This is a genomic window from Pseudomonas lalucatii (assembly GCF_018398425.1).
GTDB classification, from domain to species: Bacteria; Pseudomonadota; Gammaproteobacteria; order Pseudomonadales; family Pseudomonadaceae; genus Aquipseudomonas; species Aquipseudomonas lalucatii.
This window is the reverse complement of the sequence record NZ_JADPMV010000002.1, coordinates 1,319,167-1,345,829: the sequence shown is the minus strand read 5'-3', so window position 1 is coordinate 1,345,829 and position 26,663 is coordinate 1,319,167. Positions and strand designations below refer to the sequence as shown.

33 protein-coding genes are annotated in these 26,663 nt (G+C 60.0%); all 33 read left to right on the top strand.

Features of this window, described 5'->3' with window-relative positions; translation table 11 throughout:
* The first annotated feature begins 9 nt into the window (after positions 1-9).
* Positions 10-543 (top strand): transcription termination/antitermination protein NusG, encoded by a 534-nt coding sequence (gene nusG / locus I0D00_RS19820; RefSeq protein ID WP_213641508.1) that lies wholly within the window; start codon positions 10-12, stop codon positions 541-543.
* 116 nt (positions 544-659) lie between these two features.
* Positions 660-1,091, top strand: coding sequence for a 50S ribosomal protein L11 (gene rplK, locus I0D00_RS19815; RefSeq protein ID WP_213641507.1), 432 nt, complete (start codon positions 660-662; stop codon positions 1,089-1,091).
* Complete coding sequence (gene rplA / locus I0D00_RS19810) at positions 1,091-1,786, top strand: 50S ribosomal protein L1 (RefSeq protein WP_213641506.1); 696 nt, start codon at positions 1,091-1,093, stop codon at positions 1,784-1,786. The genes rplK and rplA overlap by 1 nt, the downstream gene beginning before the upstream one ends.
* A gap of 197 nt (positions 1,787-1,983) precedes the next feature.
* Positions 1,984-2,484 carry a 50S ribosomal protein L10 gene (gene rplJ / locus I0D00_RS19805; RefSeq protein ID WP_213641505.1) on the top strand — a complete coding sequence of 167 codons (501 nt, stop codon included), beginning with the start codon at positions 1,984-1,986 and terminating at the stop codon, positions 2,482-2,484.
* An 83-nt stretch (positions 2,485-2,567) separates the two neighbouring features.
* Entirely contained in the window at positions 2,568-2,936 is a 369-nt protein-coding gene (gene rplL / locus I0D00_RS19800; RefSeq protein WP_213641504.1) for a 50S ribosomal protein L7/L12, read from the top strand.
* Between the two features lie 218 nt (positions 2,937-3,154).
* A complete protein-coding gene (gene rpoB / locus I0D00_RS19795) occupies positions 3,155-7,228 on the top strand; it encodes a DNA-directed RNA polymerase subunit beta (protein WP_213641503.1) in 4,074 nt (1,357 codons plus the stop codon).
* Positions 7,229-7,292: 64 nt separating this feature from the next.
* Positions 7,293-11,492 (top strand): DNA-directed RNA polymerase subunit beta', encoded by a 4,200-nt coding sequence (gene rpoC, locus I0D00_RS19790; protein ID WP_213641502.1) that lies wholly within the window; start codon positions 7,293-7,295, stop codon positions 11,490-11,492.
* A gap of 158 nt (positions 11,493-11,650) precedes the next feature.
* On the top strand, positions 11,651-12,022 hold the full coding sequence (rpsL, locus tag I0D00_RS19785; protein WP_213641501.1) for a 30S ribosomal protein S12: 372 nt from the start codon (positions 11,651-11,653) through the stop codon (positions 12,020-12,022).
* A gap of 108 nt (positions 12,023-12,130) precedes the next feature.
* Positions 12,131-12,601, top strand: a complete 471-nt coding sequence (rpsG, locus tag I0D00_RS19780) for a 30S ribosomal protein S7 (RefSeq protein WP_003246741.1) — start codon at positions 12,131-12,133, stop codon at positions 12,599-12,601.
* 30 nt (positions 12,602-12,631) lie between these two features.
* Complete coding sequence (gene fusA / locus I0D00_RS19775; RefSeq protein WP_213641500.1) at positions 12,632-14,761, top strand: elongation factor G; 2,130 nt, start codon at positions 12,632-12,634, stop codon at positions 14,759-14,761.
* Positions 14,762-14,791: 30 nt separating this feature from the next.
* Complete coding sequence (gene tuf / locus I0D00_RS19770) at positions 14,792-15,985, top strand: elongation factor Tu (protein WP_213641499.1); 1,194 nt, start codon at positions 14,792-14,794, stop codon at positions 15,983-15,985.
* A gap of 140 nt (positions 15,986-16,125) precedes the next feature.
* Positions 16,126-16,437 (top strand): 30S ribosomal protein S10, encoded by a 312-nt coding sequence (gene rpsJ / locus I0D00_RS19765; protein ID WP_213641498.1) that lies wholly within the window; start codon positions 16,126-16,128, stop codon positions 16,435-16,437.
* A gap of 83 nt (positions 16,438-16,520) precedes the next feature.
* Positions 16,521-17,156, top strand: a complete 636-nt coding sequence (gene rplC / locus I0D00_RS19760; RefSeq protein ID WP_213641497.1) for a 50S ribosomal protein L3 — start codon at positions 16,521-16,523, stop codon at positions 17,154-17,156.
* 12 nt (positions 17,157-17,168) lie between these two features.
* The gene (gene rplD / locus I0D00_RS19755) at positions 17,169-17,771 is read left to right on the top strand and encodes a 50S ribosomal protein L4 (RefSeq protein ID WP_213641496.1); all 603 of its coding nucleotides are present in this window, start codon (positions 17,169-17,171) and stop codon (positions 17,769-17,771) included.
* A complete protein-coding gene (gene rplW, locus I0D00_RS19750) occupies positions 17,768-18,067 on the top strand; it encodes a 50S ribosomal protein L23 (protein WP_069901955.1) in 300 nt (99 codons plus the stop codon). The genes rplD and rplW overlap by 4 nt, the downstream gene beginning before the upstream one ends.
* Positions 18,068-18,081: 14 nt before the next feature.
* Positions 18,082-18,906 carry a 50S ribosomal protein L2 gene (rplB, locus tag I0D00_RS19745; RefSeq protein WP_213641495.1) on the top strand — a complete coding sequence of 275 codons (825 nt, stop codon included), beginning with the start codon at positions 18,082-18,084 and terminating at the stop codon, positions 18,904-18,906.
* A gap of 16 nt (positions 18,907-18,922) precedes the next feature.
* Positions 18,923-19,198, top strand: a complete 276-nt coding sequence (gene rpsS / locus I0D00_RS19740; RefSeq protein WP_010486981.1) for a 30S ribosomal protein S19 — start codon at positions 18,923-18,925, stop codon at positions 19,196-19,198.
* 13 nt (positions 19,199-19,211) lie between these two features.
* On the top strand, positions 19,212-19,544 hold the full coding sequence (gene rplV / locus I0D00_RS19735; RefSeq protein ID WP_003103908.1) for a 50S ribosomal protein L22: 333 nt from the start codon (positions 19,212-19,214) through the stop codon (positions 19,542-19,544).
* A gap of 13 nt (positions 19,545-19,557) precedes the next feature.
* Positions 19,558-20,244 carry a 30S ribosomal protein S3 gene (rpsC, locus tag I0D00_RS19730; RefSeq protein ID WP_010486985.1) on the top strand — a complete coding sequence of 229 codons (687 nt, stop codon included), beginning with the start codon at positions 19,558-19,560 and terminating at the stop codon, positions 20,242-20,244.
* A 12-nt stretch (positions 20,245-20,256) separates the two neighbouring features.
* The gene (gene rplP, locus I0D00_RS19725; protein ID WP_003243901.1) at positions 20,257-20,670 is read left to right on the top strand and encodes a 50S ribosomal protein L16; all 414 of its coding nucleotides are present in this window, start codon (positions 20,257-20,259) and stop codon (positions 20,668-20,670) included.
* Entirely contained in the window at positions 20,670-20,861 is a 192-nt protein-coding gene (gene rpmC, locus I0D00_RS19720) for a 50S ribosomal protein L29 (RefSeq protein ID WP_002555481.1), read from the top strand. Before rplP ends, rpmC begins: the two co-directional genes overlap by 1 nt.
* 2 nt (positions 20,862-20,863) lie before the next feature.
* Positions 20,864-21,130 carry a 30S ribosomal protein S17 gene (rpsQ, locus tag I0D00_RS19715; RefSeq protein ID WP_031303185.1) on the top strand — a complete coding sequence of 89 codons (267 nt, stop codon included), beginning with the start codon at positions 20,864-20,866 and terminating at the stop codon, positions 21,128-21,130.
* 23 nt (positions 21,131-21,153) lie between these two features.
* Entirely contained in the window at positions 21,154-21,522 is a 369-nt protein-coding gene (gene rplN / locus I0D00_RS19710; RefSeq protein ID WP_003243907.1) for a 50S ribosomal protein L14, read from the top strand.
* An 11-nt stretch (positions 21,523-21,533) separates the two neighbouring features.
* Positions 21,534-21,848, top strand: coding sequence for a 50S ribosomal protein L24 (gene rplX, locus I0D00_RS19705; protein WP_009397501.1), 315 nt, complete (start codon positions 21,534-21,536; stop codon positions 21,846-21,848).
* A gap of 20 nt (positions 21,849-21,868) precedes the next feature.
* A complete protein-coding gene (gene rplE / locus I0D00_RS19700; RefSeq protein WP_013789764.1) occupies positions 21,869-22,408 on the top strand; it encodes a 50S ribosomal protein L5 in 540 nt (179 codons plus the stop codon).
* Positions 22,409-22,421: 13 nt separating this feature from the next.
* On the top strand, positions 22,422-22,727 hold the full coding sequence (gene rpsN, locus I0D00_RS19695) for a 30S ribosomal protein S14 (RefSeq protein WP_213641494.1): 306 nt from the start codon (positions 22,422-22,424) through the stop codon (positions 22,725-22,727).
* Between the two features lie 183 nt (positions 22,728-22,910).
* Complete coding sequence (rpsH, locus tag I0D00_RS19690; protein WP_160347652.1) at positions 22,911-23,303, top strand: 30S ribosomal protein S8; 393 nt, start codon at positions 22,911-22,913, stop codon at positions 23,301-23,303.
* 12 nt (positions 23,304-23,315) lie between these two features.
* Positions 23,316-23,849 (top strand): 50S ribosomal protein L6, encoded by a 534-nt coding sequence (rplF, locus tag I0D00_RS19685; protein WP_213641493.1) that lies wholly within the window; start codon positions 23,316-23,318, stop codon positions 23,847-23,849.
* A 9-nt stretch (positions 23,850-23,858) separates the two neighbouring features.
* Positions 23,859-24,209, top strand: coding sequence for a 50S ribosomal protein L18 (gene rplR, locus I0D00_RS19680; RefSeq protein ID WP_213641492.1), 351 nt, complete (start codon positions 23,859-23,861; stop codon positions 24,207-24,209).
* 3 nt (positions 24,210-24,212) lie between these two features.
* The gene (gene rpsE, locus I0D00_RS19675) at positions 24,213-24,713 is read left to right on the top strand and encodes a 30S ribosomal protein S5 (protein ID WP_213641491.1); all 501 of its coding nucleotides are present in this window, start codon (positions 24,213-24,215) and stop codon (positions 24,711-24,713) included.
* A gap of 2 nt (positions 24,714-24,715) precedes the next feature.
* Positions 24,716-24,895, top strand: coding sequence for a 50S ribosomal protein L30 (rpmD, locus tag I0D00_RS19670; RefSeq protein ID WP_213641490.1), 180 nt, complete (start codon positions 24,716-24,718; stop codon positions 24,893-24,895).
* 3 nt (positions 24,896-24,898) lie between these two features.
* Positions 24,899-25,333 carry a 50S ribosomal protein L15 gene (gene rplO, locus I0D00_RS19665; protein ID WP_213641489.1) on the top strand — a complete coding sequence of 145 codons (435 nt, stop codon included), beginning with the start codon at positions 24,899-24,901 and terminating at the stop codon, positions 25,331-25,333.
* Entirely contained in the window at positions 25,334-26,662 is a 1,329-nt protein-coding gene (gene secY, locus I0D00_RS19660) for a preprotein translocase subunit SecY (protein WP_213641488.1), read from the top strand.
* The last annotated feature ends 1 nt before the right edge of the window (position 26,663 follow it).

Genomic DNA, 26,663 nt, shown 5'->3' with positions numbered 1-26,663 from the left:
GGGTGTCCCGTGGCTAAGCGTTGGTACGTCGTGCATGCTTACTCGGGTTACGAGAAGCATGTGATGCGCTCGCTGATCGAGCGTGTCAAGCTCGCCGGCATGGAAGATGGCTTTGGCGAGATTCTGGTTCCTACCGAAGAAGTGGTAGAGATGCGCAATGGCCAGAAGCGCAAGAGCGAGCGCAAGTTCTTCCCCGGCTACGTGCTGGTGCAGATGGACATGAACGAGGGTACCTGGCATTTGGTCAAGGATACTCCGCGCGTCATGGGCTTCATCGGCGGCACGGCCGACAAGCCGGCACCCATTACCGACAAGGAGGCCGAGGCCATTCTGCGTCGTGTCGCCGACAGTGGTGACAAGCCGAAGCCGAAGACGCTGTTCGAGCCGGGCGAGATGGTTCGTGTAATCGATGGTCCGTTCGCTGATTTCAGTGGCGTCGTCGAAGAAGTCAATTATGAGAAGAGCCGGATCCAGGTGGCGGTGACCATTTTCGGTCGTTCGACGCCGGTCGAGTTGGAGTTCAGTCAGGTCGAGAAGGCATAACTGACACAAGCATCCCATACCCCGCAGTCTCGGACTGCGGGGTTTTGTCGTCACTGGGATAAATATGTAATCACCGGGGAGCCGCAAGGCGCTAGAACCCGTAATTGGAGTAGCTCATGGCTAAGAAGATAACGGCTTATATCAAGCTGCAAGTAAAGGCTGCGCAGGCCAACCCGAGCCCGCCCGTTGGTCCGGCTCTGGGTCAGCACGGCGTGAACATCATGGAGTTCTGCAAGGCGTTCAACGCCAAGACCCAGGGCATGGAACCTGGTCTGCCGACTCCGGTGATCATCACCGTTTACAGCGACCGCAGCTTCACCTTTGAAACCAAAAGCACCCCGGCTTCGGTTCTGCTGAAGAAGGCGGCGGGTCTGACCAGCGGTTCGGCGCGTCCGAACACCGTCAAGGTCGGCACCGTGACCCGTGCCCAGCTGGAAGAGATCGCCAAGACCAAAGAGGCTGATCTGACTGCAGCTGACCTGGATGCGGCCGTGCGTACCATCGCCGGTTCCGCTCGCAGCATGGGCCTGAACGTGGAGGGTGTGTAATGGCTAAGTTGACTAAGCGTCAAAAGGCAATCGCGGCAAAAGTCGAAGCCGGCAAGGCTTACAGCTTCGTCGAGGCCGCCGCTCTGCTGGCCGAGCTGTCGGCCGTCAAGTTCTCCGAGTCGGTGGACGTTGCAGTAAACCTCGGCGTCGATCCGCGTAAATCCGACCAGGTCGTACGTGGCGCTACCGTACTGCCGAACGGCTCCGGTAAGAGCGTTCGCGTTGCCGTGTTCACCCAGGGTCCGGGCGCTGAAGCTGCGCTGGCTGCTGGCGCCGATCGCGTTGGCATGGACGATCTGGCTGCCGAAATGAAAGGCGGCGACCTGAACTATGACGTGGTCATCGCTTCCCCGGACGCCATGCGCGTTGTCGGTCAGCTGGGCCAGGTGCTCGGTCCGCGCGGTCTGATGCCGAACCCGAAGGTCGGTACCGTGACCCCGGACGTCGCCACCGCGGTGAAGAATGCCAAGGCTGGTCAGGTGCGTTTCCGTACCGACAAGAACGGCATCATCCACGGCTCCGTCGGCAAGGTCGGTTTCGAAGCCGACAAGCTGAAGCAGAACGTCGAGGCGCTGATCGCCGACCTCAAGCGTCTGAAGCCGTCGACTTCCAAAGGTATCTACGTCAAGCGCGTGACCCTGAGCACCACCATGGGTCCGGGTCTGGTCATCGACCAGGCTTCGCTGGACGTGTAATGAAACTGGCCGGCGGAGTTGCTCCGCCGGCCTGAAAGATTGGGGTCCCTGCCTGGCGGGGGCTGTCCAAGACCGTAGGTGGCGCGAGCCTTAAACCCCCAGCCTACGCAGATGGTGCTCCCGATTCGTACCGAATCAGACACCAAAACGCCGTCCGGCTCCGGCTGGACGAAACGGTAACATCCAGGAGTAAACCCGTGGCAATTAAACTCGAAGACAAGAAGGCCATCGTCGCTGAAGTCAACGAGGCTGCCAAAGCTGCCCTGTCCGCTGTCGTGGCCGATGCCCGTGGCGTGACCGTAGGTGCTATGACCGGACTCCGTAAAGAGGCCCGCGCATCTGGTGTGTACGTGAAAGTCGTACGTAACACCCTGCTGCGCCGCGCCGTTGAAGGCACTCAGTTCGACGTGCTCAACGACGTGTTCAAAGGCCCGACCCTGATTGCGTTCTCCAACGAGCATCCGGGCGCTGCTGCCCGTATCTTCAAGGAGTTCTCCAAGGGTCAGGACAAGTTCGAGATCAAGGCAGCTGCGTTCGAGGGTCAGTTCCTCGCAGCCAATCAGATCGACGTACTGGCAACCCTGCCGACTTACAACGAAGCGATTTCTCAGCTGATGAGCGTGATGCAAGGCGCCACCAGCAAGTTCGTTCGTACTTTGGCGGCTGTTCGCGACCAGAAAGAAGGCGTTGCAGCCTGATCCAGGCCGCATAGTCCCCTTTCAATCTTATTTGTTTAATTTGATGGCCGCGAAGGCTGTCCCCCAATACAGGAATTAGAGTCATGGCTCTGACCAACGAAGACATCATCAACGCCGTATCCGAAATGTCCGTGATGCAGGTTGTTGAACTGATCAAGGCAATGGAAGAGAAGTTCGGCGTAACCGCCGCTGCCGCTGTTGCTGCCGGCCCGGCCGCTGCTGCCGCTGCTGTCGAAGAGCAGACCGAGTTCAACATCGTTCTGGTTTCCGCTGGCGAGAAGAAAGTGAACGTCATCAAGGCCGTTCGCGAGCTGACCGGCCTGGGCCTGAAAGAAGCCAAGGCAGTGGTTGACGGCGCCCCGGGCGTGGTCAAGGAAGGCGCTTCGAAAGAAGAAGCCGAAGCTGCCAAGAAGGCACTGGAAGAAGCTGGCGCCACTGTCGAGCTCAAGTAAGCGACGACTTTGCGTCTACAGCCTAAGCGACTCGCGTAAGGCTGATGGCTGGTGGCTTTTGCCACCGGCCTTTTTCCGTTCTAGGTCGACTAATCGATGCTCGGCCTGGGGCGGAGACCCCCACCCTCGAGGGTGGCGCAAACCTGGGGTTTGCAAGATTTTCTGGCTGCTCCCGTCGGAGAGGCCAAATAAGCAGGTGACCAAGCTGGGGAACGCTGATGGCTTACTCATACACTGAGAAAAAACGTATCCGCAAGGACTTTAGCAAGTTGCCGGATGTCATGGATGTGCCTTATCTCCTGGCCATCCAGCTGGATTCGTATCGCGAATTCCTGCAGGCGGGAGCGACCAAGGACCAGTTTCGTGACATCGGCCTGCATGCGGCCTTCAAGTCCGTTTTCCCGATTATCAGCTATTCCGGCAATGCTGCACTGGAGTATGTCGGTTATCGCCTGGGCGAGCCGGCCTTTGACGTGAAGGAATGCGTGCTGCGCGGCGTGACTTTCGCCGTACCGCTGCGGGTGAAGGTGCGCCTGATCATTTTCGACAAAGAATCGTCGAACAAAGCGATCAAGGACATCAAGGAACAAGAAGTTTACATGGGGGAAATCCCCCTGATGACCGAGAACGGTACCTTCGTGATCAACGGTACCGAGCGCGTCATCGTTTCCCAGCTGCACCGCTCGCCGGGCGTGTTCTTCGATCACGACCGCGGCAAGACCCACAGCTCCGGCAAGCTGCTGTACTCCGCGCGGATCATCCCGTACCGCGGTTCCTGGCTGGACTTCGAGTTCGACCCGAAGGACGCCGTGTTCGTGCGTATCGACCGTCGCCGCAAGCTGCCGGCCTCGGTGCTGCTGCGCGCCCTGGGGTACAGCACCGAAGAGATGCTGGACGCCTTCTACGACACCAACGTGTTCCACGTTAAGGGCGAGGCCCTGAGCCTGGAACTGGTGCCGCAGCGTCTGCGTGGCGAGATCGCCGTGCTCGACATCACCGATGGCAACGGCAAGGTCATCGTCGAGCAGGGTCGCCGTATCACCGCCCGCCACATCAACCAGCTGGACAAGGCTGGCATCAAAGAGCTGGATGTGCCGCTCGATTACCTGATCGGCCGCACCACGGCCAAGGCCATCGTGCACCCGGCTACCGGCGAGATCATCGCCGAGTGCAACACCGAGCTGACCCTGGACCTGCTGGTCAAGGTCGCCAAGGCTCAGGTCGTGCGCATCGAGACCCTGTACACCAACGATATCGATTGCGGTCCGTTCATCTCCGATACCCTGAAGATCGATTCGACCACCAACCAGCTGGAAGCGCTGGTCGAGATCTACCGCATGATGCGTCCCGGCGAGCCGCCGACCAAGGACGCCGCCGAGACGCTGTTCAACAACCTGTTCTTCAGCGCCGAGCGTTACGACCTGTCCGCCGTGGGCCGGATGAAGTTCAACCGCCGCATCGGGCGTACCGAGATCGAGGGTTCCGGCGTACTGAGCCGCGAAGATATCGTCGAGGTCCTCAAGACCCTGGTCGACATCCGCAACGGCAAGGGCATCGTCGACGACATCGACCACCTGGGTAACCGCCGCGTGCGTTGCGTCGGCGAGATGGCCGAGAACCAGTTCCGTGTGGGCCTGGTGCGTGTCGAGCGGGCGGTCAAGGAACGCCTGTCGATGGCCGAAAGCGAAGGCCTGATGCCACAGGACCTGATCAACGCCAAGCCGGTTGCGGCGGCGGTGAAGGAGTTCTTCGGTTCCAGCCAGCTCTCGCAGTTCATGGACCAGAACAACCCGCTGTCCGAAATCACCCACAAGCGCCGCGTCTCCGCACTCGGCCCAGGCGGTCTGACCCGCGAGCGCGCCGGCTTCGAAGTGCGCGACGTACACCCGACCCACTACGGCCGCGTGTGCCCGATCGAGACGCCGGAAGGTCCGAACATCGGTCTGATCAACTCCCTGGCGGCCTACGCTCGCACCAACCAGTACGGTTTCCTCGAGAGCCCGTACCGTGTGGTGAAGGACACCCTGGTAACCGACGAGATCGTCTTCCTCTCCGCTATCGAAGAGGCCGATCACGTAATCGCCCAGGCTTCGGCGCTGATGAACGAGAAGGGCCAGCTGATCGATGAGCTGGTGGCTGTGCGTCACCTCAACGAGTTCACCGTCAAGGCGCCGGAAGACGTCACCCTGATGGACGTCTCGCCGAAGCAGGTGGTCTCGGTCGCGGCCTCGCTGATTCCGTTCCTCGAGCACGACGACGCCAACCGCGCCCTCATGGGCTCGAACATGCAGCGTCAGGCCGTGCCGACCCTGCGCTCGGACAAGCCGCTGGTCGGTACCGGCATGGAGCGCAACGTCGCCCGTGACTCCGGGGTCTGCGTGGTGGCGCGCCGTGGCGGGGTGATCGACTCGGTCGACGCCAGCCGCATCGTGGTACGGGTCAACGACGACGAAGTCGAGACCGGTGAAGCCGGTGTCGACATCTACAACCTGACCAAGTACACCCGTTCCAACCAGAACACCTGCATCAACCAGCGTCCGCTGGTGAGCAAGGGCGATCAGGTCGAGCGCAGCGACATCCTCGCCGACGGGCCGTCCACCGACATGGGTGAGCTGGCCCTGGGCCAGAACATGCGCGTCGCGTTCATGCCGTGGAACGGCTACAACTTCGAGGACTCCATCCTCCTGTCGGAGCGCGTGGTCCAGGAAGACCGCTTCACCACCATCCACATCCAGGAACTCACCTGTGTGGCCCGCGACACCAAGCTCGGCCCGGAGGAAATCTCCGCGGATATCCCGAACGTCGGTGAGGCGGCGCTGAACAAGCTGGATGAGGCGGGCATCGTCTACGTCGGTGCCGAAGTCGGCCCGGGCGACATCCTGGTCGGCAAGGTCACGCCGAAGGGCGAGACCCAGCTGACCCCGGAAGAGAAGCTGCTGCGGGCGATCTTCGGTGAAAAGGCCAGCGACGTGAAGGACACCTCCCTGCGCGTGCCGACCGGCACCAAGGGCACGGTGATCGACGTGCAGGTGTTCACCCGTGATGGCGTCGAGCGCGACTCCCGCGCCCTGGCCATCGAGAAGATGCAGCTGGACGAGATCCGCAAGGACCTCAACGAGGAATTCCGCATCGTCGAAGGCGCCACCTTCGAGCGTCTGCGCGCGGCCCTGGTCGGCAAGATCGCCGAGGGTGGCGCGGGCCTGAAGAAGGGCAGCGAGGTCACCGACGAGTTCCTCGACGGCCTCGAGCGCGGCCAGTGGTTCAAGCTGCGCATGAGCGACGACGCGCTGAACGAGCAGTTGGAGAAGGCCCAGGCCTACATCTCCGACCGCCGCCAGTTGCTCGACGACAAGTTCGAGGACAAGAAGCGCAAGCTGCAGCAGGGCGACGATCTGGCGCCGGGCGTGCTGAAGATCGTCAAGGTCTACCTGGCCATCCGCCGCCGCATCCAGCCGGGCGACAAGATGGCCGGTCGTCACGGTAACAAGGGTGTGGTCTCGGTGATCATGCCGGTCGAAGACATGCCGCACGATGCCAACGGCACCCCGGTCGACATCGTCCTCAACCCGCTGGGCGTACCTTCGCGGATGAACGTCGGGCAGATCCTCGAAACCCACCTGGGCCTCGCGGCCAAGGGGCTGGGCGAGAAGATCAACCGCATGCTCGAAGAGCAGCGCAAGGTCGCCGAGCTGCGCCAGTTCATGCAGCAGATCTACAACGAGATCGGCGGGCGTCAGGAGAGCCTGGACGAACTGAGCGATCAGGAAGTCCTCAACCTGGCGAAGAACCTGCGCGGCGGTGTGCCGATGGCCACCCCGGTGTTCGACGGCGCCAAGGAAAGCGAGATCAAGGCGATGCTCAAGCTCGCCGATCTGCCGGAGAGCGGCCAGATGCGCCTGTTCGACGGTCGCACCGGTAACCAGTTCGAGCGTCCGACCACCGTCGGCTACATGTACATGCTGAAACTGAACCACCTGGTGGACGACAAGATGCACGCGCGTTCCACTGGTTCCTACAGCCTGGTGACCCAGCAGCCGCTGGGTGGTAAGGCGCAGTTCGGTGGTCAGCGCTTCGGGGAGATGGAGGTCTGGGCACTGGAAGCCTACGGTGCCGCCTACACCCTGCAGGAAATGCTGACCGTGAAGTCGGACGACGTGAACGGCCGGACCAAGATGTACAAGAACATCGTGGACGGCGATCACCGTATGGAGCCGGGCATGCCCGAGTCCTTCAACGTACTGATCAAAGAGATCCGTTCGCTCGGCATCGACATCGATCTGGAAACCGAATAACACGTGACGCGAATCGGGAGTGGGGCGGTGATGCCCACTCCCTGCTCCGCCAGGAGGAAAGGCCTTGAAAGACCTACTGAATTTGCTGAAAAACCAGGGTCAGATCGAAGAGTTCGACGCCATCCGTATCGGATTGGCCTCGCCTGAGATGATCCGTTCGTGGTCGTTCGGTGAAGTTAAAAAGCCGGAAACCATCAACTACCGTACCTTCAAGCCCGAGCGCGATGGTCTGTTCTGCGCCAAGATCTTTGGCCCGGTAAAGGACTACGAGTGCCTGTGCGGCAAGTACAAGCGCCTCAAGCACCGCGGCGTGATCTGCGAGAAGTGCGGCGTCGAAGTGGCGCTGGCCAAGGTTCGCCGTGAGCGCATGGCGCACATCGAGCTGGCCTCGCCTTGCGCCCACATCTGGTTCCTCAAGTCGCTGCCGAGCCGTATCGGCCTGCTGATGGACATGACCCTGCGTGACATCGAGCGCGTGCTCTATTTCGAGAGCTACGTGGTGATCGATCCGGGCATGACCACCTTGGAGAAGGGCCAGCTGCTGAACGACGAGCAGTACTTCGAGGCCCTCGAGGAGTTCGGTGACGATTTCGACGCGCGCATGGGCGCCGAAGCCGTGCGCGAACTGCTGCACGCCATCGATCTGGAGCACGAGATCGGCCGCCTGCGCGAAGAGATTCCGCAGACCAACTCGGAAACCAAGATCAAGAAGCTGTCCAAGCGCCTGAAGCTGATGGAAGCCTTCCAGGGCTCCGGCAACCTGCCGGAGTGGATGATCCTCACCGTGCTGCCGGTGCTGCCGCCGGACCTGCGTCCGCTGGTGCCGCTGGACGGCGGCCGCTTCGCGACCTCCGACCTGAACGACCTGTACCGCCGGGTGATCAACCGCAACAACCGCCTCAAGCGCCTGCTCGACCTCTCCGCGCCGGACATCATCGTGCGCAACGAGAAGCGCATGCTGCAGGAAGCGGTCGACGCCCTGCTCGACAACGGCCGTCGCGGCCGCGCCATCACCGGCTCGAACAAGCGTCCGCTGAAGTCCCTGGCCGACATGATCAAGGGTAAGCAGGGTCGCTTCCGTCAGAACCTGCTGGGTAAGCGCGTGGACTACTCCGGTCGTTCCGTGATCACCGTGGGCCCGACCCTGCGCCTGCACCAGTGCGGCCTGCCGAAGAAGATGGCCCTGGAGCTGTTCAAGCCGTTCATTTTCGGCAAGCTGGAAATGCGCGGTCTGGCGACCACCATCAAGGCCGCCAAGAAGATGGTCGAGCGCGAGCTGCCGGAAGTCTGGGACGTGCTCGCCGAGGTGATCCGCGAACACCCCGTACTGCTCAACCGTGCGCCGACCCTGCACCGTCTGGGTATCCAGGCGTTCGAGCCAGTGCTCATCGAAGGCAAGGCGATCCAGCTGCACCCGCTGGTCTGCGCCGCGTACAACGCCGACTTCGACGGTGACCAGATGGCCGTGCACGTGCCGCTGACGCTGGAAGCCCAGCTGGAAGCGCGCGCGCTGATGATGTCGACCAACAACATCCTCTCGCCGGCCAACGGCGAGCCGATCATCGTGCCGTCGCAGGACGTGGTCCTGGGCCTGTACTACATGACCCGCGAGGCGATCAACGCCAAGGGCGAAGGCCGCGTGTTCGCCGACCTGCAGGAAGTCGACCGGGTGTTCCGCGCCGGCGAGGCCTCGCTGCACGCCCGCGTCAAGGTGCGGATCAACGAGACCATCAAGGAAAAGGACGGCTCGATCACCAAGAACACCCGCATTGTCGACACCACCGTCGGCCGCGCGCTGCTGTTCCAGATCGTTCCGGCCGGCATGCCTTACGACGTGGTCAACCAGTCGATGAAGAAGAAGGCGATCTCCAAGCTGATCAACCAGTGCTACCGCACCGTTGGCTTGAAGGACACCGTGATCTTCGCCGACCAGTTGATGTACACCGGTTTCGCCTACTCGACCATCTCCGGCGTGTCGATCGGCGTGAACGACTTCGTCATCCCGGACGAGAAGGCGCGGATCATCGATGCCGCCACCGAGGAAGTGAAGGAGATCGAGAGCCAGTACGCCTCCGGCCTGGTGACCCAGGGCGAGAAGTACAACAAGGTGATCGACCTGTGGTCCAAGGCCAACGACGAAGTGTCCAAGGCGATGATGGGCAACCTCTCGAAGGAGAAGGTCATCGATCGCGACGGCAACGAAGTCGATCAGGAGTCCTTCAACTCCATGTACATGATGGCCGACTCCGGTGCGCGGGGTTCTGCTGCGCAGATCCGTCAGCTCGCCGGTATGCGTGGCCTGATGGCCAAGCCGGACGGCTCGATCATCGAGACGCCGATCACCGCGAACTTCCGCGAAGGTCTGAGCGTTCTGCAGTACTTCATCTCGACCCACGGTGCGCGTAAGGGTCTGGCGGATACCGCGTTGAAGACCGCGAACTCCGGTTACCTGACCCGTCGCCTGGTCGACGTGGCCCAGGACCTGGTGGTGACCGAGGTCGACTGCGGCACCGAGCAGGGCCTGCTGATGACGCCGCACATCGAGGGTGGCGACGTGGTCGAGCCCCTGGGCGAGCGCGTGCTGGGCCGAGTCATCGCCCGCGACGTGTTCAAGCCGGGCACCGACGAAGTCATAGTGCCGGCCGGCACCCTGGTCGACGAGCAGTGGGTCGAATTCATCGAGCTGAACAGCATCGACGAAGTGATCGTGCGCTCGCCGATCAGCTGCGAAACCCGCTACGGCATCTGCGCCAAGTGCTACGGTCGCGATCTGGCCCGCGGTCACCAGGTGAACATCGGTGAAGCGGTCGGCGTCATCGCCGCCCAGTCCATCGGTGAGCCGGGTACCCAGCTGACCATGCGTACCTTCCACATCGGTGGTGCGGCCAGCCGGACCTCCGCGGCCGACAGCGTCCAGGTGAAGAACGGCGGTGCCATCCGTCTGCACAACCTCAAGCACGTCGAGCGCCTGGACGGCGCCCTGGTCGCGGTTTCGCGTTCCGGCGAGCTGGCGGTGGCCGACGAGTTCGGTCGCGAGCGCGAGCGCTACAAGCTGCCGTACGGTGCGGTGATTTCGGTCAAGGAAGGCGACAAGGTCGAGCCGGGCGCCATCGTCGCCAAGTGGGACCCGCACACCCACCCGATCGTCACCGAGATGATGGGTACCGTGACCTTCGTCGGCATGGAAGAAGGCATCACCATCAAGCGCCAGACCGACGAACTGACCGGTCTGACCAATATCGAAGTACTGGATCCGAAGGACCGTCCGGCTTCCGGCAAGGACATCCGTCCGGCGGTCAAGCTGGTCGACGCCTCCGGCAAGGAGCTGCTGCTGCCGGGTACCGACGTGCCGGCGCAGTACTTCCTGCCGGCCAACGCCCTGGTCGGCGTGGCGGACGGTGGTCAGGTCAACGTGGGTGACGTCATCGCGCGTATCCCGCAGGAAACCTCGAAGACCCGCGACATCACCGGTGGTCTGCCGCGCGTAGCCGACCTGTTCGAGGCGCGCCGGCCGAAAGAGCCGTCGATCCTCGCGGAGATCAGCGGCACCATCTCCTTCGGCAAGGAAACCAAGGGCAAGCGCCGTCTGGTGATCACGCCGACCGATGGCAGCGATCCGTACGAGGAGCTGATTCCGAAGTGGCGTCACCTCAACGTCTTCGAAGGCGAACAGGTGAACAAGGGCGAGGTCATTTCCGACGGCCCGAGCAACCCGCACGACATCCTGCGTCTGCTCGGCGTCAGTGCCCTGGCCAAGTACATCGTCAACGAGATCCAGGACGTTTACCGTCTGCAGGGCGTGAAGATCAACGACAAGCACATCGAGACCATCCTGCGGCAGATGCTGCGCAAGGTCGAAGTGTCCGAGTCGGGCGACTCCAGCTTCATCAAGGGCGATCAGGTCGAGCTGACCCATGTGCTGGAAGAGAACGAACGCCTGTCGGGCGACGATCGCTTCATCGCCAAGTTCGACCGCGTGCTGCTGGGCATCACCAAGGCCTCGCTGTCCACCGAGTCGTTCATCTCGGCGGCGTCGTTCCAGGAAACCACCCGCGTCCTTACCGAGGCCGCGGTCACCGGCAAGCGCGACTTCCTCCGTGGTCTGAAGGAAAACGTGGTGGTCGGTCGTTTGATCCCCGCCGGTACCGGTCTGGCCTATCACAGCGAGCGCAAGCGCAAGCGTGATGCCGACAAGCCGGTCCGCGTCAGCGCCAGTGAGGTGGAAGCCGCACTGACCGAGGCGCTGAACTCCAGCGGCAGCTGATCGAGGTAAGGCCCCGCGGCTTCGGTCGCGGGGCTTCGCCTTGACGAGGGGGGCGAGTCTCTTTAGACTCATGCACCCCTAAATTTGGCAGGGCGTTACGCTCTGCCATTTTGCTTTTTTAGGGCAATAGCGTCGAAAGACAACAGTGGAGCTTATAGATGGCAACGATTAACCAGCTGGTGCGTCAGCCGCGCAAGCGTATCGTCGAGAAGTCCGACGTACCTGCGCTGCAGAACTGCCCGCAGCGTCGTGGCGTGTGCACCCGCGTGTACACCACTACGCCGAAAAAACCCAACTCGGCACTGCGTAAAGTATGCCGCGTGCGTCTGACCAACGGTTTCGAGGTTTCCTCGTACATCGGCGGTGAAGGCCACAACCTGCAAGAGCACAGCGTGGTGCTGATCCGTGGCGGTCGTGTAAAAGACCTTCCGGGTGTGCGTTACCACACCGTGCGCGGTTCGCTGGATACCACCGGCGTCAAGGACCGTAAGCAGGGTCGTTCGAAGTACGGTACCAAGCGTCCGAAGTGATTCGGTAGCTGACAGATTTTCTATTTATTGAGTCGATAAGAGTAAGGTCGGGCGTAACTCAAGTGTTGCAGTCCCGGGCTAACCTGAAGACCGTTTGAGGGCTTATCAATGCCAAGACGTCGTGTAGCAGCCAAGCGTGAGATTCTGGACGATCCGAAATACGGAAGCCAGATCCTCGCCAAGTTCATGAACCACGTGATGGAAAGCGGCAAGAAGGCCGTGGCCGAGCGCATCGTTTACGGTGCCCTGGACACTGTCAAAGCGCGCAAGAACAGCGATCCCCTGGAGATCTTCGAGAAAGCTCTCGACGCCATCGCTCCGCTGGTCGAAGTAAAGTCGCGCCGTGTTGGTGGTGCGACTTACCAGGTTCCGGTCGAAGTTCGCCCGTCCCGTCGTAACGCTCTGGCCATGCGCTGGCTGGTGGACTACGCGCGCAAGCGTGGCGAGAAGTCCATGGCTCTGCGCTTGGCTGGCGAGTTGCTGGATGCCGCCGAAGGCAAGGGTGCTGCAGTCAAGAAGCGTGAAGACGTGCACCGCATGGCAGAAGCCAACAAGGCGTTCTCGCACTACCGCTTCTAATTCGGGCAACACTAATTTTGCGAGGGCTTTATGGCTCGTACCACAGCAATTAACCGCTACCGTAACATTGGTATCTGTGCCCACGTCGACGCGGGCAAGACCACCACTACCGAGCGGATCCTGTTTTACACAGGCCTCAGCCACAAGATGGGCGAAGTGCACGACGGCGCTGCCACCACCGACTGGATGGTGCAGGAGCAGGAGCGCGGTATCACCATTACCTCCGCTGCCGTTACCACCTTCTGGCAGGGTTCCCGTGGCCAGTACGACAAGTACCGCGTCAACGTCATCGATACCCCCGGCCACGTAGACTTCACCATCGAAGTAGAGCGCTCGCTGCGCGTACTCGACGGCGCTGTCGTGGTGTTCTGTGGCACTTCGGGCGTTGAGCCGCAGTCCGAGACCGTATGGCGTCAGGCCAACAAGTACGGCGTTCCGCGCGTCGTTTACGTGAACAAGATGGACCGTGCGGGTGCCAACTTCCTGCGCGTCGTCGGTCAGATCAAGAACCGTCTGGGCCACACTCCGGTGCCGATCCAGTTGGCCATCGGTGCGGAAGATAACTTCCAGGGTCAGGTCGATCTGATCAAGATGAAGGCCATCTACTGGAACGATGAAGACAAAGGCACCAGCTATCGTGAGGAAGAGATTCCTGCCGATATGCTGGAGCTGGCTGAAGAGTGGCGCTCGAACATGGTTGAGGCTGCTGCCGAAGCCAGCGAAGAGCTGATGAACAAGTACCTTGAAGAAGGTGAGCTGAGCGTCGAAGAGATCAAGGCCGGCCTGCGTGCGCGCACCCTGGCTAGCGAGATCGTTCCGGCTGTCTGTGGTTCTTCCTTCAAGAACAAGGGTGTTCCTCTGGTTCTCGATGCCGTCATCGACTTTCTGCCTGCTCCGACCGAGATCCCGGCGATCAAGGGTATTCACCCTGACCTCATCGAGAAGCCGAAAGAAGAGCTGGTTGATGCTGACTATGATGAGCGTCATGCAGACGACAGCGAGCCGTTCTCGGCCCTGGCGTTCAAGATTGCTACCGACCCGTTCGTTGGTACTCTGACTTTCGTGCGCGTCTATTCGGGCTTCCTCAGCTCGGGCGACTCCGTGATCAACTCGGTCAAGGGCAAGAAAGAGCGCGTTGGTCGTATGGTGCAGATGCACGCTAACCAGCGTGAAGAGATCAAAGAAGTGCGCGCTGGTGACATCGCGGCTCTGATCGGCATGAAGGACGTCACCACTGGCGACACTCTGTGCAACGCCGACAAGCCGATCATCCTCGAGCGCATGGACTTCCCGGAGCCGGTTATCTCGGTAGCCGTAGAGCCGAAGACCAAGGCCGACCAGGAGAAGATGGGTATCGCGCTGGGCAAGCTGGCCCAGGAAGACCCGTCGTTCCGCGTCAAGACCGACGAAGAGACCGGCCAGACCATCATCTCCGGTATGGGCGAGCTGCACCTGGACATCCTCGTTGACCGCATGAAGCGCGAGTTCAACGTCGAGGCCAACATCGGCAAGCCGCAGGTTTCCTACCGCGAGAAGATCACCAAGAACTGCGAGATCGAAGGCAAGTTCGTACGCCAGTCCGGTGGTCGTGGCCAGTTCGGTCACTGCTGGATCCGCTTTGCGCCTGCAGACGAAGGCCAGGAAGGACTGGTGTTCGTCAACGAGGTGGTGGGTGGTGTGGTTCCGAAGGAATACATTCCGGCCATCCAGAAGGGTATCGAGGAGCAGATGAAGAACGGCGTCGTCGCCGGCTATCCGCTGATCGGCCTGAAGGCGACCGTGTTCGATGGTTCCTACCATGACGTCGACTCCAACGAGATGGCGTTCAAGGTGGCGGCCTCCATGGCGACCAAGCAGCTGGCCCAGAAGGGCGGCGGCGTCGTGCTTGAGCCGATCATGAAGGTAGAAGTGGTAACCCCTGAGGACTACATGGGTGACGTGATGGGTGACCTGAACCGTCGTCGTGGTCTGATCCAGGGTATGGAGGACTCGGTGTCCGGCAAGGTTATCCGTGCCGAAGTGCCGCTGGGCGAGATGTTCGGTTATGCGACCGACGTCCGTTCCATGTCCCAGGGGCGCGCAAGCTACTCCATGGAATTCTCCAAGTACTCGGAAGCTCCGGCGAACATCGTCGAAGCCCTCGTTAAAAAACAAGGCTGATTCAGCCCTTTAGGCAAGAGGTTCACTGTCGTGGCTAAAGAAAAATTCGAACGTAACAAACCGCACGTCAACGTCGGCACCATCGGTCACGTTGACCACGGTAAAACCACTCTGACTGCTGCTCTGACTCGCGTCTGCTCCGAGGTTTTCGGTTCCGCTCGCGTCGACTTCGACAAGATCGACAGCGCCCCGGAAGAGAAGGCTCGTGGTATCACCATCAACACCGCGCACGTAGAGTACGACTCCACCATTCGTCACTACGCGCACGTTGACTGCCCGGGTCACGCTGACTACGTGAAGAACATGATCACCGGTGCTGCGCAGATGGACGGCGCTATCCTGGTCTGCTCCGCTGCCGACGGCCCGATGCCGCAGACTCGCGAGCACATCCTGCTGTCCCGTCAGGTAGGTGTTCCGTACATCGTCGTGTTCCTGAACAAGGCCGACATGGTCGACGACGCCGAGCTGCTGGAACTGGTCGAGATGGAAGTTCGCGACCTGCTGTCCACCTATGACTTCCCGGGCGACGACACGCCGATCATCATCGGCTCCGCGCTGATGGCGCTGAACGGCGAAGACGACAACGAGCTGGGCACCACTGCGGTCAAGAAGCTGGTCGAGACTCTGGATACCTACATCCCTGAGCCGGTTCGTGCCATCGACAAGCCGTTCCTGATGCCGATCGAAGACGTGTTCTCCATCTCCGGCCGCGGTACCGTGGTAACCGGTCGTGTCGAGCGCGGCATCGTCAAGATCCAGGAAGAAATCGAGATCGTCGGTCTGCGTGACACCACCAAGACCACCTGCACCGGTGTCGAGATGTTCCGCAAGCTGCTCGACGAAGGTCGTGCCGGTGAGAACTGTGGCGTCCTGCTGCGTGGCACCAAGCGTGACGACGTAGAGCGTGGCCAGGTTCTGGCCAAGCCGGGCACCATCAAGCCGCACACCAAGTTCGAAGCCGAAGTGTACGTGCTGTCCAAGGAAGAAGGTGGTCGTCACACCCCGTTCTTCAAGGGCTACCGTCCGCAGTTCTACTTCCGTACCACCGACGTGACCGGTTCTTGCGAGCTGCCGGAAGGCGTCGAGATGGTAATGCCGGGCGACAACGTGAAGATGGTTGTCACCCTGATCAAGCCGATCGCCATGGAAGACGGCCTGCGTTTCGCGATTCGCGAAGGCGGCCGTACCGTTGGTGCCGGCGTGGTTGCCAAGATCGTCGAGTAATCGGCTGATCTAGAAAGGCCCCCGCTTGCGGGGGCTTTTTTATTGGGTTGACACTCCTGGGGGGCGTCTATAGAATTGCGCCTCCTTTTAACGGGCGTATTGCGTCCGTTGGGAATAGCAGCTTGGAATCTGAGGTCAAAATGCAAAACCAACAAATCCGTATTCGGTTGAAGGCTTTTGACCATCGCCTGATCGATCAATCTACCCAGGAAATCGTGGAAACCGCGAAACGTACTGGTGCTCAGGTGCGTGGTCCGATTCCTCTGCCTACCCGCAAAGAGCGGTACACCGTACTGACTTCTCCGCACGTCAACAAAGACGCGCGGGATCAGTATGAAATTCGTACCCACAAGCGTGTTCTGGACATCGTCCAGCCGACGGATAAAACCGTCGACGCGCTGATGAAGCTCGATCTTGCGGCTGGCGTGGAAGTGCAGATCAGCCTCGGCTAAAACCCTGGGGTTTTAGTCGTGTAACGCTCTGAAATGGGCGGCCATAGCGGGTGAAAGCCCCGTACACTCATGAGGTTTACAACATGACTATTGGTGTAGTCGGTCGTAAGTGCGGCATGACCCGCATTTTCACCGAAGAAGGTGTCTCCATTCCGGTCACGGTCATCGAGATCGAGCCGAATCGCGTCACCCAGTTCAAGACTGAAGAGTCCGATGGCTATCGCGCAGTGCAGGTCACTGTTGGCGAGCGTCGCGCCTCTCGTGTCAGCAAGGCTCAGGCCGGTCACTTCGCCAAGGCGAACGTCGCGGCGGGTCGTGGTGTTTGGGAGTTCCGTCTCGAAGACGGCGACTACCAGGCCGGCGACCAGATCAACGCTGAAATTTTCCAAGCTGGTCAGCTGGTGGATGTCACCGGTCAGTCCAAGGGTAAAGGCTTTGCCGGTACCATCAAGCGTTGGAACTTCCGCGGCCAAGACAACACTCACGGTAACTCCGTGTCCCACCGCGTTCCGGGCTCCATCGGCCAGTGCCAGACTCCGGGTCGCGTCTTCAAGGGCAAGAAAATGTCCGGTCACATGGGTGCTGAGCGTGTGACTGTGCAGTCCCTCGAAGTAGTGCGCGTCGACGCTGAACGCAACCTGCTGCTGGTCAAGGGTGCCGTTCCGGGCGCTACTGGCAGCAACCTGGTTGTGCGTCCGGCAGCCAAGGCTCGCGGTTAAGGGGAAGCTGACATGCAATTAAATGTAAATGGCGCTCAGGCGATCGAAGTTTCCGAAGCGACCTTCGGTGGCGAGTTCAACGAGACCCTGGTTCACCAAGCAGTTGTGGCCTACATGGCTGGCGGCCGTCAGGGCAGCAAGCAGCAGAAGACCCGTTCCGACGTGTCCGGCGGCGGCAAGCGCCCCTGGCGTCAGAAGGGCACCGGTCGTGCCCGTGCCGGTACCACTCGTGGTCCGATCTGGCGTGGCGGTGGCGTGACCTTCGCGGCTCGCCCGCAGAATCACGACCAGAAGCTGAACAAGAAGATGTACCGCGCTGCACTGCGTTCCATTCTTGCTGAGCTGGTGCGTACCGACCGTCTGGTCGTGGTCGAGGACTTCTCCGTAGAAGTGCCGAAAACCAAGGCCTTGTTGAGCAAGCTGAACGGCATGGGTCTGAACGACGTTCTGATCGTGTCCGATGCTGTTGACCAGAATCTGTACCTGGCCGCGCGCAACCTGCCACACGTCGATGTTCGCGACGTGCAGGGTTCCGATCCGGTCAGTCTGATCGCGTATGAAAAGGTGCTGGTCACCGTTTCTGCCGTGAAGAAATTCGAGGAGCTGCTGGGATGAACCAGGAACGCGTATTCAAAGTGCTGCTTGGCCCGCACATCTCCGAGAAGGCCACACTTCTGGCTGACAAGAAAAGCCAGTTCGTTTTCAAGGTTGCAACCGATGCAACCAAGCTGGAAATCAAGAAGGCCGTCGAAAGCCTGTTCAGCGTGAAGGTTGAGCGCGTGACTACTCAGAACGTTCTGGGTAAGAGCAAGCGCACCGCTCGCGGTCTGGGCAAGCGTAACGACTGGAAGAAGGCGATCATCTCCCTTCAGCCGGGCCAAGATCTCGATTTCGCCAGCAGTGCTGAGTAAGGAAGGGGTGCATCATGGCAATCGTTAAATGCAAACCGACTTCCGCTGGCCGCCGTTTTGTGGTCAAGGTGGTCAATCAGGAGCTGCACAAAGGCGCTCCTTACGCTCCGCTGCTCGAGAAGAAGTCGAAGTCTGGCGGTCGTAACAACAATGGCCGTATTACCACCCGTCATATCGGTGGTGGTCACAAGCAGCATTACCGTCTGGTCGACTTCCGTCGCAACGACAAAGATGGCATCCCAGCCACTGTCGAGCGCATCGAATACGATCCGAACCGTACTGCTCACATCGCTCTGCTGAAGTACGCCGACGGCGAGCGTCGCTACATCATCGCCCCCAAGGGCGTGAGTGCTGGCGATCAGCTGGTGTCTGGCTCGATGGCGCCGATCAAGGCCGGTAACAGCCTGCAGCTGCGCAACATTCCGGTGGGTTCGACCGTTCACGGTATCGAGCTGAAGCCGGGCAAGGGCGCCCAGATCGCACGTTCCGCTGGTGCTTCGGCTCAGCTGATCGCCCGCGAAGGCGTCTATGTGACTCTGCGTCTGCGCTCCGGCGAAATGCGCAAAGTGCTGGCCGAGTGCCGTGCGACCCTGGGCGAAGTCTCGAATACCGAGCACAGCCTGCGTTCGCTGGGTAAGGCCGGTGCCAAGCGCTGGCGTGGCGTTCGCCCGACCGTTCGTGGTGTTGCCATGAACCCGGTCGACCACCCACACGGTGGTGGTGAAGGTCGTACCTCTGGTGGTCGTCATCCGGTGTCTCCATGGGGCTTCCCGACTAAGGGCGCGAAGACTCGTGGTAACAAGCGCACCGATAACATGATCGTCCGTCGTCGCAAGTAAATAGAGGGATACGACAGTGCCACGTTCTCTGAAAAAAGGTCCTTTTATTGATCTTCACCTACTGAAGAAGATCGAAGTGGCGGTGGAGAAGAACGATCGCAAGCCGGTGAAAACCTGGTCGCGCCGTTCGATGATCCTGCCGCAGATGGTCGGTCTGACCATCGCTGTACATAACGGTCGTCAGCATGTCCCGGTCCTGGTGAACGAAGACATGGTCGGTCACAAACTGGGCGAGTTCGCCGGTACCCGCACCTATCGCGGGCACGTGGCTGACAAGAAAGCCAAGCGTTAAGGGGTAAGGAAAGATGGAAGTAGCCGCTAAGTTGTCGGGCGCTCGAATCTCCGCCCAGAAAGCCCGCTTGGTCGCCGACCAGATCCGCGGGAAGAAGGTGGGCGAAGCGCTCAACCTGTTGGCTTTCAGCAGTAAGAAAGCCGCGGAAATCATGAAGAAGGTGCTGGAGTCGGCCGTAGCCAACGCCGAGCACAACGAAGGCGCAGACGTTGATGACCTGAAGGTCAGCACCGTGTTCGTCAACGAAGGGCGTTCGCTGAAGCGCATCATGCCGCGTGCCAAGGGCCGCGCTGATCGCATCGTCAAGCGGTCTTGCCATATCACTGTCAAGGTTGCGGACAAGTAACGGAGTCGATCAGATGGGTCAGAAAGTACATCCCATTGGCATTCGCCTGGGAATCGTCAAGGAGCACACCTCCGTCTGGTACGCAGACGGTCGGACTTATGCGGACTACCTGTTCGCTGATCTGAAGGTGCGTGAGTATCTCCAAGACAAACTAAAAAGCGCGTCCGTAAGCCGTATCGACATCGCTCGCCCGGCTCAAACCGCACGCATCACCATCCACACCGCCCGTCCCGGTATCGTGATCGGCAAGAAAGGTGAAGATGTTGAGAAGCTGCGTCAGGACCTGACCAAGCAAATGGGTGTGCCGGTGCACATCAATATCGAAGAGATCCGCAAGCCGGAGCTCGACGGTATGCTGGTTGCGCAGAGCGTAGCTCAGCAGCTGGAGCGTCGCGTGATGTTCCGTCGCGCCATGAAGCGCGCTGTACAGAACGCCATGCGCATTGGTGCCAAGGGCATCAAGATCCAAGTGAGCGGTCGTCTCGGCGGTGCTGAAATCGCCCGTACCGAATGGTATCGCGAAGGTCGTGTGCCGCTGCACACCCTGCGTGCCGATATCGACTATGCCACGTACGAAGCGCACACCACCTACGGTGTGATCGGTGTCAAGGTTTGGATCTTCAAGGGCGAAGTGATTGGTGGTCGCCATGAAGAGCTGAAGCCGCAGGCACCCGCTCCTCGTAAAAAAGCTGCCAAGTAAGGGGTACGCCAAATGTTGCAACCAAAGCGTACGAAGTTCCGCAAGCAGATGACCGGCCACAACCGTGGCCTGGCTCAGCGCGGTAGCAAGGTCAGCTTCGGCGAATTCGCGCTGAAGTCTGTCGCCCGCGGTCGTCTCACCGCCCGCCAGATCGAGTCCGCTCGTCGTGCTCTGACCCGTCACGTTAAGCGTGGCGGCAAGATCTGGATTCGCGTGTTCCCCGACAAGCCGGTTACCAAGAAGCCTCTCGAAGTGCGGATGGGTAAAGGTAAGGGTGGCGTTGAATATTGGGTAGCCCAGATCCAGCCAGGCAAGGTCCTGTACGAGATCGAAGGCGTTTCCGAAGAGCTGGCGCGTGAGGCTTTCGCCCTGGCTGCTGCAAAGCTGCCGCTCGCCACCACCTTTGTTAAGCGGACGGTGATGTGATGAAAGCGAATGAACTTCGTGAAAAATCAGCACAGCAGCTGAACGAGCAACTGCTCGGCCTGCTGCGCGACCAGTTCAATCTGCGTATGCAGAAAGCAACTGGCCAGTTGGGGCAGTCTCACCTGCTCTCGCAAGTTAAGCGCGACATCGCTCGTGTGAAAACTGTGCTCAACCAGCAGGCAGGTAAGTGATCATGGCTGAAGCCGAAAAAACAGTCCGTACGCTGACCGGCCGTGTTGTCAGCGACAAGATGGACAAGACCATCACCGTATTGATCGAGCGTCGCGTCAAGCACCCGATCTACGGCAAATACGTCAAGCGTTCGACCAAGCTGCACGCGCACGACGAGAACAACCAGTGCCACATCGGCGACAAGGTTTCCATTCGCGAAACCCGTCCGCTGGCCAAGACCAAGTCTTGGGCCCTGGTTGAAGTCCTCGAACGCGCAGTCGAAGTCTAAGGGCTAGGGGTCGGAGAAATTTTATGATTCAGACTCAATCCATGCTCGATGTGGCTGACAACAGTGGTGCACGTCGCGTCATGTGCATCAAGGTGCTGGGCGGCTCCCATCGTCGCTACGCCGGTATCGGCGACATCATCAAGGTCACCGTCAAGGAAGCAATTCCGCGCGGCAAAGTGAAGAAAGGTCAGGTCATGACCGCGGTTGTGGTTCGCACCCGTCACGGCGTGCGCCGTGCCGACGGTTCGATCATCCGCTTCGACGGCAATGCTGCTGTTCTGCTGAACAACAAGCAAGAGCCGATCGGTACCCGTATCTTCGGGCCCGTGACCCGTGAACTGCGTTCCGAGAAGTTCATGAAGATCGTCTCGCTCGCCCCTGAAGTGCTGTAAGGAGATCCGACATGCAAAAGATTCGTCGTGACGACGAGATCATCGTGATCGCCGGCAAGGACAAGGGTAAGCGCGGTAAGGTGCTGAAGGTGCTCGCGGACGACCGTCTGGTCGTTGGCGGGATCAACCTGGTCAAGCGCCATACCAAGCCGAACCCGATGTCGGGCGTTCAAGGCGGTATCGTCGAGAAGGAAGCGCCGCTGCACGCTTCTAACGTGGCCATTTTCAACGGTGAAACCAACAAGGCTGACCGCGTTGGTTTCAAGGTTGAGGACGGTAAGAAAATTCGTGTCTTCAAGTCGACCCAAAAAGCGGTTGATGCTTGAACACTGCTAGGTAGAAGACCATGGCACGACTAAAAGAGATTTATCGGAAAGAAATCGCGCCGAAGCTTAAGGAAGAACTTAAGCTCGCCAACGTGATGGAAGTTCCGCGCATCACCAAGATCACCCTGAACATGGGCCTGGGCGAAGCGATCGGTGACAAGAAAGTCATCGAGAACGCCGTTGCCGACCTGGAAAAGATCACCGGTCAGAAAGTCGTAGTGACTCATGCCCGTAAGTCGATTGCAGGCTTCAAGGTTCGTGAAGGTTGGCCGATCGGCGTCAAGGTAACCCTGCGTCGCGAGCGTATGTACGAGTTCCTCGATCGTCTGCTGTCCATCTCCCTGCCGCGCGTGCGTGACTTCCGCGGCCTGAATGCCAAGTCCTTCGACGGTCGTGGCAACTACAGCATGGGCGTCAAAGAGCAGATCATCTTCCCGGAAATCGATTACGACAAAATCGATGCGCTGCGCGGTCTGGACATCACCCTGACCACCACCGCCCGTACGGATGATGAGGGTCGTGCCCTGTTGCGCGCCTTCAAATTCCCGTTCCGCAACTGACTGGAGTTGGATCATGGCCAAATCGAGCATGAAAAACCGTGAGCTGAAGCGTCAGCAAACGGTAGCCAAGTACGCGAAGAAGCGTGCCGAGCTGAAGGCTATCATCGTCAGCCCGAACAGCAGTCCGGAAGCGCGTTGGGAAGCCCAGGTAGCCCTGCAGAAGCAGCCGCGTGACGCCAGCGCCTCGCGCCTGCGCAATCGCTGCCGCGTTACCGGTCGTCCGCACGGCGTTTATCGCAAGTTCGGTCTGTCCCGCATCAAGCTGCGCGAAGCGGCAATGCGTGGCGATGTGCCGGGTCTGGTGAAAGCCAGCTGGTAACAAGCGAAGCCGGCCTTGTGCCGGCTTTGTCTTTGTGTGAATCGAGCCCCTTTGGGGCTTGATTCATTTTTGAGCAGTCTCTAGAATGTTCGGCTCGCCTGAGCCTGGGCCGCATTTTGTCCGGAGCATTCGGTGACTCTTAGCCGTAAGGCTAATTCTTTTTGTATCAGGAGCGTCTAGCCCATGAGTATGCAGGACCCGTTAGCGGACATGCTAACTCGTATCCGTAATGCCCAGATGGCTGAAAAGTCCGTCGTAAGCATGCCGTCTTCCACGCTGAAGGTGGCTGTAGCCAAGGTTCTCAAGGACGAAGGTTATATTGCGGGTTATCAGATCAGCGGCGAAAGCAAGCCGCAGCTGTCCATCGAGCTGAAGTACTTCGAAGGCCGTCCGGTCATCGAGGAAGTGAAGCGCGTGAGCCGTCCAGGCCTTCGCCAGTACAAGTCCGTCGATGATCTGCCAAAGGTTCGTGGCGGTCTCGGCGTATCCATCGTCTCCACCAACAAGGGTGTGATGACGGATCGCGCTGCGCGCGCTGCCGGTGTCGGCGGCGAAGTGCTTTGCACTGTGTTCTAAGGGGGGATAGCCATGTCTCGCGTTGCTAAAAACCCCGTCAAGCTGCCGTCCGGAGTCGAGATCAATCTCGCCGGTCAGCAGCTTTCGGTAAAGGGTGCCAAGGGTACTCTGGAACTGAAGGTTCATTCGTCTGTTGAAGTGGTTCAGGAAGCCGACGAGCTGCGTTTCGCCGCTCGCAACGGCGACCAGCAGACTCGTGCGATGGCCGGTGCTACTCGTGCCCTGGTCAACAACATGGTGATCGGTGTCAGTGCCGGCTTCGAGCGTAAGCTCCAGCTGGTTGGCGTTGGTTACAAGGCGCAAGCCAAAGGTCAGGTGCTGTCCCTGGCGCTGGGCTTCTCGCACCCGATCGACTACCAGCTGCCGGAAGGCGTGACCGCCGAAACCCCGAGCCAGACCGATATCCTGATCAAGGGTGTGGACAAACAACTGGTTGGTCAGGTTGCTGCGGAGATTCGTGACTTCCGTCGTCCTGAACCTTACAAGGGTAAAGGTGTTCGTTACGCCGACGAAGTCGTCCGTCGTAAAGAAGCCAAGAAGAAGTAGGGCTAGCAAATGACCGCCAAGAAAGAAACAAGACTGCGTCGCGCGCGCAAAGCACGTCTGAAAATGCACGAACTCGAAGTCGTGCGTCTCTGCGTGTACCGCTCCTCGCAGCACATTTACGCCCAGGTCATTTCGGCCGACGGCAGCAAGGTTCTGGCCAGCGCCTCGACCTTGGACAAAGCACTGCGTGATGGCGCCACTGGCAACGTCGACGCGGCCACGAAAGTTGGTCAGCTGGTTGCTGAGCGTGCGAAAGCCGCTGGTGTGACTCAGGTTGCATTCGACCGTTCTGGCTTCAAGTACCACGGTCGCGTCAAGGCGCTGGCCGATGCTGCTCGTGAAGGCGGGCTGGAGTTCTAAGTTATGGCAAATAACGACCAAAAGCGCGACGAAGGCTATATCGAGAAGCTGGTACAGGTTAACCGCGTTGCCAAGACCGTTAAGGGTGGCCGTATCTTCACTTTCACCGCGCTGACCGTGGTGGGTGATGGTAAGGGCCGCGTCGGTTTCGGCCGCGGCAAGTCCCGTGAAGTGCCGGCCGCCATCCAGAAGGCGATGGAAGCTGCGCGTCGCAACATGATCCAGGTTGACCTGAACGGCACCACCCTGCAGTACGCGATGAAGGCCGCCCACGGCGCCTCCAAGGTGTACATGCAGCCGGCATCCGAAGGTACCGGTATCATCGCCGGCGGCGCCATGCGTGCCGTGCTGGAAGTGGCCGGTGTGCAGAACGTTCTGGCCAAGTGCTACGGCTCGACCAACCAAGTGAACGTGGTGCATGCCACCTTCAAGGGTCTGAAGGCTATGCAGTCTCCAGGGTCTGTTGCGGCCAAGCGTGGCAAGAGCGTCGAGGAGATTCTCTAACCATGGCTAATACCGTGAAAGTCACGCTGGTCAAAAGCGTGAACGGCCGTCTGGCCAACCACAAAGCTTGCGTCAAGGGCCTGGGCCTGCGCCGCATCAATCACACCGTTGAGGTTCTGGATACTCCGGAAAATCGCGGCATGATTAACAAGGCTTACTATCTGCTGCGCGTGGAGGGTTAATCCATGTACCTGAACGATTTGAGTCCTGCGCCGGGTTCCCGTCGCGAGAAGCACCGTCCGGGCCGTGGTATCGGTAGCGGCTTGGGCAAGACCGGTGGCCGCGGCCACAAGGGTCAGACCTCGCGCTCCGGCGGCACCATTGCTCCGGGCTTCGAAGGCGGCCAGCAGCCTCTGCACCGTCGTCTGCCCAAGTTCGGCTTCGTCTCTCTGAAGGCTATGGATCGCGCCGAAGTGCGTACCTCCGAGCTGAACAAGGTCGAAGGCGATGTCGTTACCCTGCAGGCGCTGAAGGATGCCAACCTGATTAACCAAAACGTGCAGCGTGTGAAAGTCATGCTGTCCGGTGAGGTTACTCGCGCGGTCATCCTTAAAGGTATCGCCGCCACCAAAGGTGCGCGCGCGGCTATCGAAGCAGCTGGCGGTAAGTTCGAGGACTAAATGGCTAAGCAAGGTGCTCTCTCAGCGCTCAGCAATGGCGGGTTATCCGAGCTCTGGGCTCGACTGCGCTTCCTGTTCATGGCGATCATCGTCTACCGGATCGGCGCACACATCCCAGTTCCGGGGATAAACCCTGACCGTCTGGCGGACCTGTTTCGACAGAATGAGGGGACCATTCTTAGCTTGTTCAACATGTTTTCCGGCGGCGCGCTGGAGCGGATGAGCATCTTTGCATTGGGGATCATGCCGTACATCTCGGCCTCGATCATCATGCAGCTGATGAGCGCCGTCAGCCCGCAGCTGGAGCAGTTGAAGAAGGAAGGTGAGGCTGGTCGTCGCAAGATCAGTCAATACACCCGCTACGGCACTCTCGTCCTGGCGTTCGTTCAGGCCATCGGCATGTCCGTCGGTCTGGCGAGTCAGGGCGTGGCGTTCTCGGTCGATTTCGGCTTCCACTTCGTTGCGGTCACCACCTTCGTGGCGGGCGCGATGTTCATGATGTGGCTGGGCGAGCAGATCACCGAGCGCGGTGTTGGCAACGGAATCTCGATGCTGATCTTTGCAGGCATCGTGGCCGGTTTGCCGGCGGCGATCGGGCAGTCCTTCGAGTCTGCGCGTCAGGGCGATATCAATATTTTCGCGCTGATCGCCATCGGCTTGTTGGCAGTAGCGATCATCGGTTTCGTGGTGTTCATTGAGCGTGGCCAGCGTCGCATTGCGGTGCATTACGCCAAGCGTCAACAGGGTCGCAAGGTGTTTGCCGCGCAGACCAGCCACCTGCCGTTGAAGGTGAACATGGCAGGGGTGATCCCGGCTATTTTTGCCAGCAGCCTTCTGTTGTTCCCGGCCTCGCTGGGTTCCTGGTTTGGCCAGTCCGAAGGTATGGGCTGGCTGCAGGATATTTCGCAGGCTATCGCTCCTGGTCAGCCGTTGAACATTTTGCTGTTTAGTGCAGGGATCGTTTTCTTCTGCTTCTTCTACACGGCGCTGATGTTCAATCCGAAAGACGTAGCGGAAAACCTGAAGAAGTCCGGTGCCTTTATTCCGGGCATCCGTCCGGGCGAGCAGTCCGCGCGCTATATCGATGGCGTGTTGACCCGCTTGACCATGTTCGGTGCTCTGTACATGACGGCCGTATGCTTGTTGCCCCAGTTCCTGGTGGTGGCGGCCAACGTACCGTTCTACCTTGGCGGGACCTCGTTGCTGATCGTGGTGGTGGTTGTGATGGACTTCATGTCGCAAGTACAATCGCACCTCGTTTCGCACCAGTACGAATCCCTGATGAAGAAAGCCAACCTGAAGGGCTACGGCAGCGGCATGCTCCGCTGAA

Excerpts from the sequence above, each read along its gene's own strand:
- rplK (WP_213641507.1), top strand. The coding sequence starts at position 660 with ATGGCTAAGAAGATAACGGCTTATATCAAGCTGCAAGTAAAGGCTGCG.
- rplW (WP_069901955.1), top strand. The coding sequence starts at position 17,768 with ATGAACCAGGAACGCGTATTCAAAGTGCTGCTTGGCCCGCACATCTCC.
- rplF (WP_213641493.1), top strand. The coding sequence starts at position 23,316 with ATGTCTCGCGTTGCTAAAAACCCCGTCAAGCTGCCGTCCGGAGTCGAG.
- rpsJ (WP_213641498.1), top strand. The coding sequence starts at position 16,126 with ATGCAAAACCAACAAATCCGTATTCGGTTGAAGGCTTTTGACCATCGC.
- secY (WP_213641488.1), top strand. The coding sequence starts at position 25,334 with ATGGCTAAGCAAGGTGCTCTCTCAGCGCTCAGCAATGGCGGGTTATCC.
- rplA (WP_213641506.1), top strand. The coding sequence starts at position 1,091 with ATGGCTAAGTTGACTAAGCGTCAAAAGGCAATCGCGGCAAAAGTCGAA.
- rplP (WP_003243901.1), top strand. The coding sequence starts at position 20,257 with ATGTTGCAACCAAAGCGTACGAAGTTCCGCAAGCAGATGACCGGCCAC.
- rplN (WP_003243907.1), top strand. The coding sequence starts at position 21,154 with ATGATTCAGACTCAATCCATGCTCGATGTGGCTGACAACAGTGGTGCA.
- rpsH (WP_160347652.1), top strand. The coding sequence starts at position 22,911 with ATGAGTATGCAGGACCCGTTAGCGGACATGCTAACTCGTATCCGTAAT.
- rplC (WP_213641497.1), top strand. The coding sequence starts at position 16,521 with ATGACTATTGGTGTAGTCGGTCGTAAGTGCGGCATGACCCGCATTTTC.
- rplO (WP_213641489.1), top strand. The coding sequence starts at position 24,899 with ATGTACCTGAACGATTTGAGTCCTGCGCCGGGTTCCCGTCGCGAGAAG.
- rplD (WP_213641496.1), top strand. The coding sequence starts at position 17,169 with ATGCAATTAAATGTAAATGGCGCTCAGGCGATCGAAGTTTCCGAAGCG.
- rpmC (WP_002555481.1), top strand. The coding sequence starts at position 20,670 with ATGAAAGCGAATGAACTTCGTGAAAAATCAGCACAGCAGCTGAACGAG.
- rplR (WP_213641492.1), top strand. The coding sequence starts at position 23,859 with ATGACCGCCAAGAAAGAAACAAGACTGCGTCGCGCGCGCAAAGCACGT.
- rplL (WP_213641504.1), top strand. The coding sequence starts at position 2,568 with ATGGCTCTGACCAACGAAGACATCATCAACGCCGTATCCGAAATGTCC.
- rpsC (WP_010486985.1), top strand. The coding sequence starts at position 19,558 with ATGGGTCAGAAAGTACATCCCATTGGCATTCGCCTGGGAATCGTCAAG.
- fusA (WP_213641500.1), top strand. The coding sequence starts at position 12,632 with ATGGCTCGTACCACAGCAATTAACCGCTACCGTAACATTGGTATCTGT.
- rpsN (WP_213641494.1), top strand. The coding sequence starts at position 22,422 with ATGGCCAAATCGAGCATGAAAAACCGTGAGCTGAAGCGTCAGCAAACG.
- rpmD (WP_213641490.1), top strand. The coding sequence starts at position 24,716 with ATGGCTAATACCGTGAAAGTCACGCTGGTCAAAAGCGTGAACGGCCGT.
- rpsG (WP_003246741.1), top strand. The coding sequence starts at position 12,131 with ATGCCAAGACGTCGTGTAGCAGCCAAGCGTGAGATTCTGGACGATCCG.
- rplV (WP_003103908.1), top strand. The coding sequence starts at position 19,212 with ATGGAAGTAGCCGCTAAGTTGTCGGGCGCTCGAATCTCCGCCCAGAAA.
- rpsQ (WP_031303185.1), top strand. The coding sequence starts at position 20,864 with ATGGCTGAAGCCGAAAAAACAGTCCGTACGCTGACCGGCCGTGTTGTC.
- rplB (WP_213641495.1), top strand. The coding sequence starts at position 18,082 with ATGGCAATCGTTAAATGCAAACCGACTTCCGCTGGCCGCCGTTTTGTG.
- rplX (WP_009397501.1), top strand. The coding sequence starts at position 21,534 with ATGCAAAAGATTCGTCGTGACGACGAGATCATCGTGATCGCCGGCAAG.
- rpoB (WP_213641503.1), top strand. The coding sequence starts at position 3,155 with ATGGCTTACTCATACACTGAGAAAAAACGTATCCGCAAGGACTTTAGC.
- rpsE (WP_213641491.1), top strand. The coding sequence starts at position 24,213 with ATGGCAAATAACGACCAAAAGCGCGACGAAGGCTATATCGAGAAGCTG.
- rpsL (WP_213641501.1), top strand. The coding sequence starts at position 11,651 with ATGGCAACGATTAACCAGCTGGTGCGTCAGCCGCGCAAGCGTATCGTC.
- rplE (WP_013789764.1), top strand. The coding sequence starts at position 21,869 with ATGGCACGACTAAAAGAGATTTATCGGAAAGAAATCGCGCCGAAGCTT.